Here is a 16,277-nt window from a genome sequence, read left to right as displayed (position 1 = left end):
TTGGTGATAACGGGGTCGCGGCCAAACATCGTGAACTCAGGAAACAGCAGCGCCCGCGACTCCCGTTCATCACATGGTTCGTCAGGCTACGTTTTCCGCCGGCTGGAAGCTGGACGGGCCAGAATAATTGTAGCAATCGCTCGAATGACATGGGGCGTCAACATCAGCCAGGATTACGATGTTAAACCGTGACCACGATTGCGATCAACAGGCGACAGAGGTCGCGTTGCCAATGGATAGGACGGAACGTGAATCAGTGCGATGAGTCAGATGTGACAACAAAACCGCAACAACAGTTGCGATCAATAGGCGACTGATGTCACGTAGCCAATCAATGGGCCCCTACGCGAGTCTTCCGGTAGGACGAAAGTGACTTGCGCTGCGAATCACCAAGCCATCATCCGGTTGGATGAAGATGCTCTATCAAACCGTGACATCAAGAACGATCACCAGGAAACAGAGGTCGCGTCGCGAAGCAATGGGCCCAGTTCCAGCCTCAACGACAGGCGTCGGATCTGATCCGCACTCGAAGGTGAATGAACCAACGAACGTGATGTAGCACGACGAACGGCTAGGATCACCGGGCAACGGCGATCGAGTAGAAACTAAAACCCAAAGGCCCCCGACTCCGTTGCTCCGTGTGCATCCGATTGTTCGCGAGCCCGGGCGTGACGACAGTATGAAGCATCGTCGCTGCTTGCCAGTGTAACCGATTGGAAGCATGAGAGGAAATCGGCATCCCCGTCAGGCGTCGGTTGTCCACATCCGCTTGTGTGTGAAATCAAGTGAATCGAAGAACAACCTCGCATCCAATACGAACAATTGCTCCGTGACACCCAAAGCGAATCCCAGGAAACAGAGGTCACGTGACATAGCGATTGGCGACATTGGAGTGTAGCGTGCCAAGCGCCGCTCCCATCAGGCGTTGGTTAGTCGCCATCTGTCAAACCGTCTGCGATCTGAAGCAACATCGACAGGCGATGAGCTTCTTCTGAGCACGGAACAAAACCATCGATCATCGAAGAACCGTTAGCGATTCTAGAGATCGCAGAGAAACAGTGGGCCACACCACCGGGCGTCGGATGGCATCGCGAACGTTGGTGATAACGGGGTCGCGGCCAAACATGGTGAACTCAGGAAACAACAGCGCCCGCGACTCCCGTTCATCACATGGTTCGTCCGACTGCGTTTGCCGCCGGCTGGAAGTTGTACGGGCCAGAACCATTGTAGCAATCGCTGCCTGGTGATGGGCCTTATTGTCAAGTGGGATTACGATGTTAAACCGTGACTACGATTGCGATCAACAAGCGACAGAGGTTTCGTCTTCATTGGATGGGCCGGTACGTGAGTCTATGCGACGGGACAGGCGCGACGACCAAACCGCAACATCAGGTGCGATCGATAGGCGACTGGTGTTCCGTTGCCAATCAATGGGCCCCTAGGTGAGTCATCCGGCATGACGGATGCGATTCGCGTTGCAAATCACCAAGCTATCATCCGATAAGAGACGATGATCTATCAAACCGTGACATCAAGAGCGATCACCAGGAAACAGAGGTCGCGTCACGAAGCAATGGGCCCAGTACCAGCCACAACGCAGGCGTCGGATCTGATCCGCACTCGAAGATGAATGAACCAACGAACGTGAAGTAGCAAGACGAACAACTAATTATTGCCGGTCCTCCCAAGGATAATTGACAATACTCCTTGGTCGGGCTGGGGAATATCTCTCACCACCCGATGGTACCGTGAACAATCGTTACGTGCAACTTTTGTCATGTGTGAGCTGACTGGGCGTAGCTTCTCAATGCTCGCACAACCGTGGTGTTGGTTTCACTTTTGCCAACTTTCAATGGTCGTCGTACCGCGTACGAAAAACGCCTACGATCAACTAGCGAACGTCGCTGTTAGCTAGCTGAAATTTTGGCACAAGCGTTCACTAGGCCGCCGTTTTGCTCGCAAGAAAACTAGGCAGCGCCGCTCTCCTAACCCACGGACTCGCGTGGTACATCCGATATATTCCACGGGAAGGCTATAGCATGAATCGACAATCCAGAGTGATGACGAGCGAATCGGGCAATCCGCTTCAAGCCCTAGGGTACTGAAAGCGCTCCCAAACCCGAGAAATCACTCGTTTCGCCCCGCCCTCAGTTTGAAAGTTGAGCGACACCGCCGCTTCTTACGCCATGCGCAAATCAGATTTTACTCCAGGTGCAGGGCGACTCTCCGAGCAAATTTGATTTACCGAATAGCCACCACCCCGTGCCCCTGGCATGCTGGATGATCATGGCACCAGTCAACACCTCATCGTGAACACGCCGACACTAGCGAAGTGGTTCCGCAGGTGACTTCCAGGCCCACAGGCGATGCCCCAGAATCCTGCGGGCACACTCAGCCGGGCGGGCAAGGCTTCATTGACGTCGACTGAGTTTAGATACGCCGATTGGCGTTCGCCATGAATCCTGTACAAAAACCGCGGCTAACACACGTCGGCCGATGAACCGAATTCAAGCTGTTGATCTAGCCGGAGAATTAGTCGCGATGTACCACGAGTTAACATCGTGCAGAACACACGCAGAAGTGGGCGATGAGGGACTCGAACCCCCGACCCCCTCGGTGTAAACGAGGTGCTCTAAACCAACTGAGCTAATCGCCCTTCTCTTGTGGGTCGCAGAACATAGCTGCCGAACCGACTTGCCGCAACGGCTTTTTTCTACTTCGACACCGACCTGTCTAGCCAATCAATCAAATACGCCAAAACGTGTGGTTCGGCGCTCTAGACCAACAGCAACTCGATCACACTGCTGTGGTTCAACCACCACAAACGCCTAAAAAACTTTCTCACAATCAGCGTTGGATGAACCGCATCGCTTATCCAGAAATGCACCACCAAATCCTAATCGGCACCCAGTGTCATCCCGGGATAGTGACTCCACGCACTGATCAATCAGCATCGGCCGATTACACTCGCGATGATCTCTTGCGACAACCGGGTTAAATGCCCGTCGACTGATAGGCCGAGCCCTAACACTTGGTCAAGACGGTGCCGCCGAGTTCGCCAACATCTAAAATCAGAATCAGCCAAACGGCCATTACCACGGCTCTTATCAATTCCGGGAGCAAATTACCACCGGTCAGTTCGATTGCGACTCGATTGCAACAAAACTTTGCCAGACGAGCCAACTGGTTCCGCCGCTCGCACGGCGCCGTGGCCCTTCACTAAGTCCTGTCAAGCTTGCAGGCTATCGGCCCAACATCCGGGCTCGCTTGTTGCGTCGCTCGGCTTGGATCTTTTGGCGCCGACGAATTTCGCTTGGCTTTTGATAGTGCTCGCGTCGACGCATTTCTTTTTTAATTCCGCTGCGTTCGACCAATTTACGGAACCTTCGTACTGCCTCTTGAATTGTTTCGCTGTCGCGGACCATCAACTTGACCATTGTTTCTCCATTTTCATCGTTGGGACCTCTGCGTGAAAGAAAATTCGCCAGCGAACACGCTCCCGCATCAACGGAGGCGCACGGCGCTATCACAGAACGCGGGAGTTTAGCGGGCAACCCACCTCTCTCGCAACGGGCATCTTTTTGCGTTTACCCGGTTTTATCCGTGTTTCGGCCAGAAATTGCCGCCGCGACAGCCAATCTGACAATCTAGCCGGCAGTTCCACCGAGCCGCGATCGACATTCCCCGACCCGTCGAGGGGTTCAGCAACATCCCCCGCACCTCCTAGCCCGCAAAGTCAACGCAACCGATACGACAGGAAACGATTCCGCCCGGCAGCCCACCGCTTGACGAAGACTGCCGGTGACCACGGCCAATTCGTACCGATGGGAACGGTGAAAACGATTGTACCGACTGCGATGCCCCGGGTTAGACTTCGATGACCGTGCCTCCACACCACCTCGACGATTCCCATGGTGACGCTGCCCCCGGGGGCCTGCTGGGTGAATTAGAACGGCGCCAGGACGATGTGTTGCAACAACTCGATGACCTGGATGCGAAGCTGACCGAAGTCCTGCGTGAGCTTGAACCCGCCAAAGATGAGGCATCTGGCGAGGAGACTGCATCGGCGGGAAGCGTCAGTGCCACCCCAGCGAATAAGGCCACCCCAGCGAATAAGGCCACCCCAACGAATAAGCTGCCGGCGGATCGTTCAGATGCTGAGGCCAAAGAGGAACCACCGCAGGATGAGTCGCCTGAAGATTGGGCTTAAAGGTTTTCAGATTTTTGTGATCCGATGGGGAAAGTATCAGGTTTGATTTCCCGAAAGGGGGCGCCTGAAAGCCTCGGCGGCTTCCGCTACGGTGTGGAGAGAAAGGAATCCGAAAGCCTCGGCGGCCTCCGATACGGTGTAGGGGAAGGTGTGGTGTAGAGGAATCGCGAGGAGCGACGCTGCAATGACCAAGGGACGGCCGAAATGGAAGCGACGTCTGATCGTGATCGCTCGCGGTTTGTTCGCTGGATATGTGGTGATCCTTTTCTCCATGGTATTGCTGGAAACTCGTCTGCTGTTTCCGGCGGCCTATCGCGAAGCTACCCCGGCTGCCGAATCGCTGCCGACCGCGTGGTCTTACTCGGCGGCCGACGGCACAACGATTGTCGGACAATTGATCGAGAGGCCTGACGCCGAACGCACCGTGCTTTTTTTTCACGGCAACGGGACCTACGCGAGTCGACAGATTCCCTGGCTAGAGCAACTCAGCGTCGCTTGGAATGCTAACGTGGTCGCGGCCGAATATCGCAGCTTTGTCGATGACTCGATCACTCCTTCGGAAGCGAACCTCGTTTCCGACGCGATCTCAGCCTTCGACGCGACCTGTGATCACTTCCAAATCGAACCCGAGCAGCTGATTGTTTTTGGACGGTCCCTTGGTGGTGGATGCGCCGCGGCGGTCGCACAACGTCGGACGCTTGAAAAATTGGTCTTGGATCGAACGTTTGATTCGGCCGCCAGTGTCGCCGCAAGCCGTTATCCGTTTATCCCAGTTCGATTACTGATGCGCAACTCGTTTGATTCGGCAAAACGCTTGCGAGAATTTCAAGGCACGGTCATTCAAATTCATGGGCCGATTGATCGCGTCGTTCCATACCGACACGGCCGACAACTTCACGAGCAACTGCAGTCCGACGACAAGCATTTCATCACCGTGGATGGCTTGGGACATCTTGATGCGATGCCGGATGCGACGCTCGCCGAAACACGTGGCTATCTAACGTTGAACGAAGCAGCATTGACTACTGAATGAGGCTTGTCGGTGAGTTAGCGTCGTTTGCTGAGCTGTGAAGAGTTTGTTATTGATTGACGGTGCGCTACTTTCGGCGGAGCGAAAGCGATACTGCTAGGCGAAAGGCGATACTGCGGAGCGAAAGCGATACTGCTAGGCGAAAGGACATTGCCCCCCAGCTGTTGCGTGCAGATTGCTATAGCACGGAAACCGTGGCTAACGCCATTCGGCTAATCTCGACGGCTAAAGAAACTCTAGTCCAACGGTTCGGGTTCGAAGTCGGTGGGGGAAACCCATCCGGCCTTGAGTTTCTCGCCAGCGGTGTATCGCTCATAGAAGTCAACGGTTGCCGGTGAAGTGTACTCGTAACGATCGAAGACATTGCCCTGACCAAACATTCGCGGATCGCCATGAGCTTTTAGCTCGGATTGCATTTGCTCTCGCATTTTTGCGATCCGATCGCTGTGATCTGAGTTACCGACCAAGTTATCGACGCAATCGGGATCACGGCCGACGTGGTAAAGTTCCTCTTGAGGACGTTTGCCAAAACATAAACGCCAAAAAGTCGATGCGGTTCCGGCACGACGAAGCTCGAGGACTTCGGTTTTGGTCGGACCGCCATCACAATTGAGGTATCCGGTTTCTGGATTGCCGCCCGGCCAACGATCGGTTTCAAAGTTTCTCAGATACAGCCAATCGCCTTGGCGAATTCCTCGAATGGGATAGCCCCCTTGGTCCGGTCGCCCGATATCGTGACGCTCTTTGCCGACGAGCACATGATCGCGACCTTCGACGGGACCGGATGCGGCAAAGATATCGAAGAAATCTTTGCCACTGGTTGGCTGCATAATCGGCCCCGCCGTCTCGATTTTTGCGGCCCGCAAAAACGTGGGCGCGAGTCCGGCGAAATCGACGAAGTCATCGACGACTCGACCGGGATGCTTGATCGCAGCAGGCCATCGGACCGCGAGCGGGATATGGTTTGATTCGTCATACGCTTGTCCCTTGGCGCGTGGGAAGGGCATGCCGTGGTCACTGGTCGCAACGATCAATGTCTGATCGAGCTGCCCGGCCTGTTCAAGCTGCCGAAGGATCTTGCCCAAGTGATTGTCGTAGTGCTCGACCTCAATTGCGTAGTCAAGCATGTCGTTGCGAACGGTTTCATTGTCAGGCCAGTAACTCGGCACTCGATCGATGTCACTGGTCTTTTTCCCAAGTCGAACGCCTGCGCCGTATTCATAACCACGGTGCGGTTCGGTGGTCCCGTACCAGAACACCCATGGTTTTCCTTCGGGAACGTCGCCCAGGAAGTCACCAAAGTTGCCCGCGTAATCGTTATTGGAGATCATCTTTGCCGGCGGCTTTGCCTTGCGTTTTGAATACGCTTTTCCGGTGATCTCGCGGCGGTTGCCATTGGCGTCGTTGGCAATGCCGGGTCCCCACCCCTTTCCGGTATATCCGGCCCGATAACCATCGGCGGCCAAACGTTCGACAAACCCACCGAACTTTGCAGGAAAGTAACACATGTGGTTACCGGCCTGTTCGAGTTGCCACGAATAGCGACCGGTCAGAATGATTGCTCGTGAAGGAGCACACTTTGCATTCGGCGTGTAAGCATTGTTAAACAGCAACCCTTCTCGCGCGATGCGATCAAAGCTTGGCGTCTCTACCCACGAGCAGCCATACGCACTCGCGTGACCGTAAGACCAATCGTCGGCGATGGCAAATAGAATGTTTGGGCGGCGGGATTCCTGAGCGTTGGCGTCAGCGGCGAAGCCGACGAGTGAGACGAGACAAAAAACGGCAACGCTGCCAAGGGGGACAATACGACTCAACGATCTGGCTCCGGGGAGGATCAATGGTGGGAACGGCTGTGAGACCAGATGTCAATATACCATCGACAAACGTCCCGATACTCAATTTTTAGCCACCGGAACTTGCCGCCCGCTTCGCATTTTACGGGTGCTTGGCATTGAATGGAGAACGAACACAATCCGGCAGTCACGGCAAACGTTTACAACGCGAATGTTGCGGTAATTGCGGCCGAAGAACATCGGTAATCTAGAATTCGAATCAGGCTTGATCGGGAGCATGCCCCAATCCTTGCCGCTCAATTCGATGCGTCCGGTTTGCAGCTTCAAGCGGGCCGATCGCTGTCATCGGAATCCGGCGCGTCGCGTTTTTTTGCGCGTCGTTTTTCGACAAGATCCTTAATCTTGGCCTCTCGCTGACGCAGTTTTCTGACGCGTGCTTCGTACTTAGCTTCGCGTTTTTTCAATGCCTTATAACGGCGATTGATACGCTCGGCAGCTTCGCGAATCTTCTCCTTTTTCTTCCTCAACCTAGACCGCTCATCGGCAGATAGGCCGGGGTCACGCAATTGACGATCGAGCTCGCTTTCGGAAGCCACCAATGCTTCGTCGTCTGCCAGTTGATCGTCGACTTCGAACTCGTCGTCAACGTCTTCTATGTCTAGCAATTCGTCGCGTGTCAGGAACCAGGTTGGCGGTAAAAAGATGCAATTGGCGACGATCATCATTGATCCGAATGTCATCATGCCAAGGAACAACGCGATTCCGCCATGAACCATGAATGCGATTAAAATCACGAAGGGACGTGTGATCTTGGGCCAGACCAAGGCGCAATAAAACACCTCCCAAAACATCGTGATGTTCGAAAGGGCCGAGATCACTGCGGGATAACGCGACAACCATGTCATGTTAATCGACTGGTATTCGTAGTTGGAAACGGCGTACCAAACGGCGAGCCCGTTCCACCAAGTTTCACCACGGGCTTTCGACATCCCGCCGAATAAGTAGATCACACATAAATGCAATTGCAGTAGTCGCGTGCTGATGTTTGCTGCCACACTGGGCGTTGCATCGGGAACCCACCACCGCAACCGAGGTGACGCGTCGAATCGTCCGGCAAACCGTTTCCTTACGATGGAATCGATCGAATAACGGGCACCGCAAGGAGCCACCGCCAAATACAACGTGACGTAGGTCACAATTTGGTCGAGCCCGAAGAGCGCTCCGGTCAAACGATGCAAGTACATCAACTGCAAAAACAACGCCAAGGGGACGACGACTCGGGTTGCCAATCCTAGCGTCATCGCGGCCATCACCAACATCGTGAAACCATGATGGACGGCTAATACTGTCGGGCTTTCAAGATGCCACAGGTAACTGCGCGCCCAATCGTGCGTCCCAAACGCTCCGTCATGCAACTGACGCGCCATCTCGTTGTTGATCCAAGCTTCCGGGCCAAGGAACTCGAGCAGGCTGCCGGCAAGTACGAGATGGCAATAGAACAGCATCGCCCCGGCTGCGATCCGCATAGCGCAAAGCAGGTGGGGAGGACGAGGCGTGAACCAGAATCGTTCCCAGACTTCCCATCCCTTGGCTAACGATTCACGATAAGAACCGTGCCCAGATTGCGATTCGACCGTTTCGCGCGTGCTCATTGGGGTGCCCCCTGAGGCCGCGCCGAGGGTGTTTCCGGCCGCTCTGAATTGGGGTTGTGGGAGCCTGACTGCTGAAGAACCGGAGAAGGCGAAGCTTCGGGATCGGTTTCACCGGAGGGCTGATTCTGAGGCACCGGGATGACTTCGGTTTCAATGTTCGCATCGGGATTGCCCACAGCAGGCGCGATTTGATCAGAGAACAGCGGTTGGTCCAACATCAAGTTGTAAAGCCGTTCATCGGTCAGTTCGATCGGTTCGGCCAAATAGTCGGCTAGCGCGGGAAGTCCGTGCTCGATCCGACGAATCGCTACGTCGCGACCGTCGTTGACGGCTTTTAAATGGTCCACCATCGACTGCCGAATGAATTCATAACGCCCGCGTCGCTGCTGCCAGTACTCCGCCGCCATACGATCGGTTTGAAACATCTCGTCGGGCGGTCCCGGTGGCCAATAGTTCTCGTTCAAAAACTCTGAGAGCATGAAGTGACGGTGATATAGCAGCCGCGGCCACTGCACATCCAAGTTCGGAAACATCTGCTCTTGAACCGTTCCGTCGGGCTGGACGATTGCCGCCTGAATCAGATGACTGGGGCCAGGATCGGGTGCGAAGAACGCATAACCACGATTGAGGTGAAAGAACTCGCCGTAGCCACGAAAAGGACGAATCAAGAAATCAATCAGGGGTGAAGGACCGTCGACGGTCGTGGTCTGAAACGCTAGCGGGGGCAGCGCGACGGCTAGAAAATGAAACAGGATCACGCCGCTAAGCAGTACCCGCCTCCGTTTCGAAATTGCTGAAGACGCGTTGAAATTTTCCGCCATGGATGCCGTGATCAAATCTAAAGGTCGCCGCTGATTACCAGCCCACCGATCAACCGGGGGAGGCTAACAGGTTAACCCGATCAATCAAAATTGGCAGTGACAGTTCGTCACGAAACGAACAAAGGTGAGTCGGAACAAAACTGAAGGGTGTTGGTTTGTGCAGGGCCCGTGGAATGTGTTCTCGTTTGGGGGAAGGTGTGAGTAGTTCGTCAACCTCTGAAATCAGAATTTGCCGATTCGCGTTCGCCATGATTCCGGTGCAATAGCCGGGGCTAACGCCGTCGGCTGATGAGCCATCCCCAAGTTCCTGACCCGAATGCTCCGCGCCTAAACGACGGTTTTGCTCTTGTGGCAAATGCGGATGGAGACGCCGATCTAACGAGGACGCTGCGTTTCGATCCCAACGAGCCCCCTCCCCAGCCGCTGAAGCGTCCGGCACCTCCTCCAAACGAAAGGTTGGCCAAGAGAGCGTCGGCTCAGTCGGCTTTTTTGGCCAGGGTTCGCAGGTGCAATTCGGTGAGTTGCGTGGTGTCGACTTGGCCGGGAGCTTCGGTCATCAAGTCGGACGCCTTTTGCGTTTTCGGAAACGCGATGACTTCGCGAATGTTCTCAAGCCCGGCGAACAACATCACCCAACGGTCAATCCCCAAAGCGATCCCACCGTGCGGCGGGGCGCCAAATCGCAACGCGTTGAGCAGGAATCCGAAGCGATCTTCGGCGGTCGCTTCGTCAATGTCCATCAGCTCAAAGACTTTTGACTGAATCGCTTGGTCATGAATCCGAATCGTTCCGCCTCCGGCTTCGCTGCCATTAATCACCAAATCATACGCCTGAGCACGGCACTCTTTTGGATCGCTTTCGAGCTTATCGAAGTCGGACTCCAACGGAGCGGTGAAGGGGTGGTGCATCGCGACCCAACGTCCGGTTTCTTCGTCGCGTTCGAACATCGGGAACTCGGTCACCCAACTGCAGTGCAAGTCGCCTGGTTTGTAGAGTTCGAGTTCGGCACCGAGACGTTTACGCAGCGCGTTGAGCCCTTTGCATGTCACTTCCCATGAATCGGCCAAGAACAATAGCAAGTCACCGGGTTCGCCTTCCATCAATGACTTGATCTCAGCGAGATGATCTTGTTCAAAATTCTTCGCGATCGGGCTCCATAACGACCCATCTTCTTCGACTCGGAACCATGCCAAGCCTTTGGCGCCAAAGTCTTTGACAAACTCGGTGAGTTCATCGATCTGTCGACGCGAGTATTTTTCTGCGGCGCCGACGGCACGCAAGCCTCGCACGAAGTTGCCCGAGTCGGCGACGGCGCGAAAGACACGGAATTCGGTTTTCTGAGCAACGGAGGTGACGTCGATGATCTCCATTCCGAATCGCAAGTCGGGGGCGTCGTGACCGAATCGGCGCATCGCTTCTTCGTAAGTCATCCGTGGTAACGGAAGCGTGACGTCTTTCCCCAAAATCTCCTTGGCTGTCTTGGCGACCAAGCCATCGATCAAGCCCATGATGTCGTCGGAGTCGACGAAGGACATTTCCAAGTCCAACTGCGTGAACTCGGGCTGCCGATCGGCGCGGAGGTCTTCGTCCCGAAAACACTTGGCAACTTGCACATAGCGGTCGAAACCGGCGACCATCAAAATTTGTTTGTAGAGCTGTGGCGACTGGGGCAACGCATAGAAATCGCCTGGGTGAACTCGACTGGGAACCAAATAGTCGCGAGCGCCCTCGGGAGTACTTCGTCCCAGGATCGGAGTTTCGACATCGATGAAGTTGTGCTCGGCAAAGTAGTCACGCATCGTCTTGACGATCTGACTACGAAGGACCATCGCACGCTGCATTTCAGGACGACGAAGGTCCAAGAAACGATACTTCAAACGCAAATCTTCGCCCGGCAAGTCTGCTTGACTTGGGGTAAATGGAGGCGTTTGGCAGGTATTGAGCACCTTGAGTTCTGGACAACGGACCTCGATTTCGCCGGTCGCCAGCTTTTCATTGGTTTTGCCGACCAAACGCTCGGCGACTTTGCCGCGCACCAAGATCACGCTCTCGGCCGGGACGTGGCCGGCGGCATCGATCTGAGCGGCGTCGGCTTCGGGGGGGCCGATCACAACTTGGGTCAACCCGTATCGGTCTCGCAGGTCGATGAAGACGGCACCGCCATGATCGCGTCGATTCTCGACCCAGCCGCACAGGGTTACTTCGGTTCCGACGTGTTCTTTGCGCAGTTCGCCGCAGGTGTGTGTTCGCAGCACGAGACTATTGTTCGGGAAAAGGGGGAAGGTTGACCTGGAAAACCGCGATTTTAGACCACCAAGCCAAGATTGCTCAGGGGGCACTCGAGCCCTGGCGAATTCTTTCTGGAAACGAAAACCAAGCCCCAGACGGCGGTCACGATGTTGCCAGTGGTGATCGCGTAGCAACCATGGCTAACGTCATTCGACTGACCTGGGGTAGATGCGAACCGGTACAACCGTGGCTGACGCCATTCGGCTGATCTGGCCATAAAAAACGCCCCGCTGGTTTAGCGGGGCGTCACAATTAAAGACTAACGGCGGGTGGCGGGATTAGTATTCACTCGGCACCGGTTGCTCCAACGCGTCATCGGTGTCTTCGTGGTCCTTTGAGCCACCGTCAAGGGTGATGACTTTGTAGCCGCCGATGGAACGGAAGTAGATCAGCAAGCCGAGGAAACCGATCGCCATCATCCCCGGGACGTAACTGGTCAACGTCAAAGCTCGACGCCCACCGTACAAGTTGGCCTCTTTGACCGCGGGGATATCCGTCGCGGCATTGGAAACCAATGCTGGCTTGTCTTCATCGGGAATCAGTTGTGCATTGCTGATCGCGGCGGTATCGACCGATTCGCCCTCGACGACTTCGGTGTTGTTGGCGGCGTTGAGCTTTGCGGCATTGACGGGGCGATATTCAAGCCCCCAAGAACTGATCGGATCCGCATCGGCGTAACGCTCGAACGTTTCGGGGGCGGCCTGTTGCAAACGCTCGCTCATTTCATAGCCTTGCTGGGTTCCGATGCGAGGCCCGGCAATTTGCCCGACACAAAGCATCCCGGCTGCGCCTAAGGCACCCATCGCCACCGAACCACTTTGTGGATACCGTTCGCCGGCAACCCCCAACATCGTCGGCCACAAGAATGCTTTTCCGAGCGAGTAGAACGTCGCGGCTACGAAGATCATCGCGACGCTTTGAATCGGCGACCCCAACCACAGCAGTCCCAAGCAAGCGATGATCGAGCTACCGAACAACAACCCAATCGGGTTGACCTTGTGAACGATCGGCCCGGCGAAGAATCGCAGCACGAACATCAACAGCGACGTGTAGACGAGAATCAAAACAGAGTTGGGAAGTAGGTTCTCCATCAACTTGGTCATCCATGCGTCGACGCCCAGTTCCATGTAGCCGATCAATGCGTGCAAGACGATCAAGACCAGGAATGGAATCGAGGTGAAACAAGAGAAAACCGTTCCGAAGCTGCCGGAGGACTCACCCACGGTCTCGGGAAGTTTCTCAGGCAGAATCAACACGCCGTAGATGATCACGACGATCGCGAAGCTAGACAGCGCCCACTGCCACGGAATTTCCACGAACCACGCATTCTCGCCAATGAAGCCAGCCGCGAACAAACCGCCGATGATCATCCCGGCCGGCCAACCGGCGTGCAAAATGTTCAAGTAGTGCGTCTTGTTCTCCGGATAAATCTGGGCAATCAGTGGGTTGATGACCGCTTCGTAAAGCCCCTGACAAAGCGAAAATAAGAACGCACTCCAAAACAAAACGCTATAAACGTTCGCCGTCGCGTTTTCGGGATCCGATTCGCGCCATCCATCGAACAACGGGTTAGCGGCGAACAACATCACCGCACTGACTAGGTGCAGAACGAATGCGAGTGCCAGCAGTTTCTTATAGCCGAACTTCTCGACCAGAATCCCGCCGAAGAAGATCATTAGACCGAAGCCTAAAAACCCTGCGCCAAGAATGGCACCGAACTGGACTTGTCCCAAATCGAATTCTCGCTCCCATGGGCCCCCGGCTGCGGTTCGCGTTGCAAAACCAATTCCAGAGGCTACCAGCGTCAAAAAGCTGGCAAGCATCAATTTTCCACGTGCTTGTTCCATTCGGGGAGCTCCACAAGGCGAGAAGGAGGACATAAAAGGGAGGGATCCGGAATGCTGCCGATGGTACCGGTTACGGTCAAGACGTTGCTGGCAAATCCGGGCGAGAAAGAGAAGTTAATCCCCCTGCGGTCTCGTTGCCACCAGCTTGCCCGTCAGAGTTCGCCTGACAGGCAAATTTTCCACGAAATTCACGGTGTTAATCAAGCGTTTCGATCGACAACCGAGCGGGTGCAAACGGTGATCCGCTGCAAACCTCAAGCACTGGAAGGGTTTTTAACGGGAGGAGTCACCTGCTTGGTTCCGCATTCAACTTGGAAAGCTGAGCGACATTGTCTCTCGATCTTCCGAATCGTAAGCGTACCGTTTCCTTCGCTCCCCAAAATCCGAATCCGCCCCAACTCCAGAGCAGCAATGCCAGCAGATTGACCGAAGGATCACCAACGGATGGTCCTGTTGTGTTGAACTGTCGGAATCCCAATTACACCGCAGCTCGGCGACCATCGACGGTCGTCGGCCCAACTTTAGGCGGAACACCAGGGCGGTCTGGGGCAATGGCGATTTGACGACGCGAGTAAGAATTCGACGCTAGCAGTATCCGCTAGGCTACAATTTGCGACCAGACTGAGATGGGACTAAACCGGAATGCCGCCGCTTCGACAGGGCTGCCCATCGGTTAGCTCCCCACTTAAACCACCCTGTCTTCACCACCTAAGGAACCGATTCTATGCGTTTGATCCTTTCCGCGATGATTGCCTTTGGAGCTTTGACCACGATGGCGTCTGCCGAGAAAAAGAGCGACCACGAATGTGCGTTGGATTTTGAAATGAAAAATATCGACGGCAAGGTTGTCGATCTAGAAGACTTTGAAGGCAAGGTTGTGCTGATCGTCAACACGGCCAGCGAGTGTGGGCTGACACCCCAGTTCGCCGGGCTCGAATCGCTTTATCAGAAGTACAAAGACAAAGGATTCGTTGTCCTTGGCTTTCCATGCAATCAGTTTGGCGGCCAAGACCCGGGTAGTAACGCCGAGATCAAACAGTACTGCACGTCAAACTACAGCGTCTCGTTCCCGATGTTCAGCAAGGTCGAGGTCAACGATGACGGCGCTTGCGATCTTTACAAGTATCTGACGAGCAAAGAGACCAAGCCCAAGGGAGCCGGGTCGGTAAGCTGGAACTTTGAAAAGTTTCTGGTCGACCGCGATGGCCAATTGATTGCCCGTTTCGCACCACCGACCAAGCCAGACGCGAAGGAATTGGTCAGCGCCATTGAAGCAGAACTATAGGTCATCGCCTAGCAACAATGAGTCGCGTGAAGACGCGATTCAGTTCAGTCTGACCGGCGGCAGAGAGAGTTTGCGCTCGGTCCGAAACATTTGTGGCGAACGCCATTGGACAACATAAGCGTGTTTATTCGCTGGCGAGATTGCTCTGCAGGGCAGCGAGCCCGTTTTCGATCCCACTACTCCTTGTGCTGCCTTGAGGAACGTTGCTCTCGGGTGCGAGCTTAATCGCGTTGGAAATCAACGCTGCTTGCTGCCCGACAGCTTCGGCCTGCTGGCGATAAATCGCGGCAACGTCAGTGTTTCCCTTCTGATCTTCTTCATCGGCAAGCTGACGAATCATTCGTTCTTTCTCTCGTAAGGTTCGTAACATCGACCATCCCATCCGCTCGGCGGCGTCGCTGTGATACTCAACAAGTGACTTAATCGTGTGAGCATGTCCGACGTGACATCGAAAACGGCGCAACGAGGTTTGATCTACCTGCCACATCTGGCCACTGCAATCGGGACACATATAGGGCGAGAGTTGACCGATGCGTTGCTCGGCAGGAATATTGCTTTCGACTGATTGAGCAAAGGCCAGTTCGGTGAGCAACGTTTGGCTAGGCGGGACTGAATCTCCGGCGGAGGATTCGGCAAGCAAAGACATCGCCGTTGCGATCCCGTCAAGCGGCAACACGCCATCGACATCGCAGTAGCGGATCGCATTGCTTGGCATGTCAGGTGCGATGGCCGTTTCGGGATGCTGGGCGAGCGCCTTGCCACCACATTGCTTGATCGCCTCTAACCCGGCCGATCCGTCATCCAACATTCCGGTGAGCACAACTCCGACCGCAGCTCCTCCATGATGAACGGCGGCCGAACGAAACATTGGATCGGCAGCGGGACGGGCATAATTCTCCTTGGGGCCGATCGCGGTCCGAATACAATCTCGTTCAATCAACAAGTGATGGTCGGGGACCGCGACGTACACGCTTCCTTTGCGAAATGGTTCACCGTCGCTCGCAAGATGGCAGGGCAAGTTGGCATGGCGACCGAAGATTTCGGCAAGGTAAATACGGCGACTGGTCGAAGAGGTGTGCTGGGTGACGAAAATCGCCCCCGGAAACTCGGCGGGAATCTGACGCAAAAGCTCGGAGATCGCTTCAATCCCGCCCATCGACGCTGCGATGCAGAAGATATCGTGCCGGCGGGGTCCATCATCGTTTCTGTCGGGAATGCGCACTCTTAGCACCTCTGTTGAAGCGTTCGTTCGTTTCGATCGCGGGCGATCGTCTGATTCATTGCTGAGCACCGATTTGCGTCTGGCTCTTCCCAGCCAGTCGCTGTGTTGATCAGCCAGAAACTTCG

General features: G+C 55.1%; 11 protein-coding genes and 1 tRNA gene. 3 read left to right on the top strand and 9 right to left on the bottom strand.

Annotated features, from left to right (window positions below; all coding sequences use genetic code 11):
- Positions 1-744 precede the first annotated feature (744 nt).
- The 3 genes from FYC48_RS28010 to rpsU form a co-directional block, all read right to left on the bottom strand.
- Positions 745-888, bottom strand: coding sequence for a hypothetical protein (locus FYC48_RS28010; RefSeq protein ID WP_160149706.1), 144 nt, complete (start codon positions 886-888; stop codon positions 745-747).
- A 1,693-nt stretch (positions 889-2,581) separates the two neighbouring features.
- A tRNA-Val gene (locus FYC48_RS25550) sits at positions 2,582-2,656 on the bottom strand.
- 586 nt (positions 2,657-3,242) lie between these two features.
- Entirely contained in the window at positions 3,243-3,437 is a 195-nt protein-coding gene (gene rpsU / locus FYC48_RS25545) for a 30S ribosomal protein S21 (RefSeq protein WP_094417928.1), read from the bottom strand.
- Positions 3,438-3,877: 440 nt separating this feature from the next.
- On the opposite strand from rpsU, the gene FYC48_RS25540 reads away from it, so the two are divergent.
- Both FYC48_RS25540 and FYC48_RS25535 read left to right on the top strand, forming a co-directional pair.
- Complete coding sequence (locus tag FYC48_RS25540) at positions 3,878-4,210, top strand: hypothetical protein (RefSeq protein WP_149499641.1); 333 nt, start codon at positions 3,878-3,880, stop codon at positions 4,208-4,210.
- A 184-nt stretch (positions 4,211-4,394) separates the two neighbouring features.
- Positions 4,395-5,243, top strand: a complete 849-nt coding sequence (locus FYC48_RS25535; RefSeq protein ID WP_149499640.1) for an alpha/beta hydrolase — start codon at positions 4,395-4,397, stop codon at positions 5,241-5,243.
- 233 nt (positions 5,244-5,476) lie between these two features.
- Here FYC48_RS25535 and FYC48_RS25530 read toward each other — a convergent pair whose 3' ends face one another.
- The 5 genes from FYC48_RS25530 to FYC48_RS25510 form a co-directional block, all read right to left on the bottom strand.
- Positions 5,477-7,057: a sulfatase family protein gene (locus FYC48_RS25530; RefSeq protein WP_200836704.1), complete on the bottom strand. Its 1,581-nt coding sequence runs from the start codon at positions 7,055-7,057 to the stop codon at positions 5,477-5,479.
- A gap of 302 nt (positions 7,058-7,359) precedes the next feature.
- Positions 7,360-8,688 carry an HTTM domain-containing protein gene (locus tag FYC48_RS25525; RefSeq protein WP_149499639.1) on the bottom strand — a complete coding sequence of 443 codons (1,329 nt, stop codon included), beginning with the start codon at positions 8,686-8,688 and terminating at the stop codon, positions 7,360-7,362.
- The gene (locus FYC48_RS25520; RefSeq protein ID WP_149499638.1) at positions 8,685-9,509 is read right to left on the bottom strand and encodes a hypothetical protein; all 825 of its coding nucleotides are present in this window, start codon (positions 9,507-9,509) and stop codon (positions 8,685-8,687) included. Before FYC48_RS25520 ends, FYC48_RS25525 begins: the two co-directional genes overlap by 4 nt.
- Before the next feature lie 476 nt (positions 9,510-9,985).
- Entirely contained in the window at positions 9,986-11,764 is a 1,779-nt protein-coding gene (gene aspS / locus FYC48_RS25515) for an aspartate--tRNA ligase (RefSeq protein ID WP_149499637.1), read from the bottom strand.
- 312 nt (positions 11,765-12,076) lie between these two features.
- Entirely contained in the window at positions 12,077-13,645 is a 1,569-nt protein-coding gene (locus FYC48_RS25510) for an MFS transporter (RefSeq protein WP_149499636.1), read from the bottom strand.
- Positions 13,646-14,369: 724 nt separating this feature from the next.
- Between FYC48_RS25510 and FYC48_RS25505 the strand changes: the two genes are divergently transcribed.
- Entirely contained in the window at positions 14,370-14,930 is a 561-nt protein-coding gene (locus tag FYC48_RS25505) for a glutathione peroxidase (protein WP_149499635.1), read from the top strand.
- A 124-nt stretch (positions 14,931-15,054) separates the two neighbouring features.
- On the opposite strand, the gene FYC48_RS25500 is transcribed toward FYC48_RS25505, so the two are convergent.
- Positions 15,055-16,152, bottom strand: a complete 1,098-nt coding sequence (locus tag FYC48_RS25500) for a chemotaxis protein CheB (protein WP_261345092.1) — start codon at positions 16,150-16,152, stop codon at positions 15,055-15,057.
- Positions 16,153-16,277 lie beyond the last annotated feature (125 nt).

Origin of the sequence: Roseiconus lacunae, from assembly GCF_008312935.1 — a bacterium.
GTDB lineage: Bacteria > Planctomycetota > Planctomycetia > Pirellulales > Pirellulaceae > Stieleria > Stieleria lacunae.
Note: the sequence above shows the minus strand (reverse complement) of the source record. Positions and strands in the feature narration are given on the sequence as shown.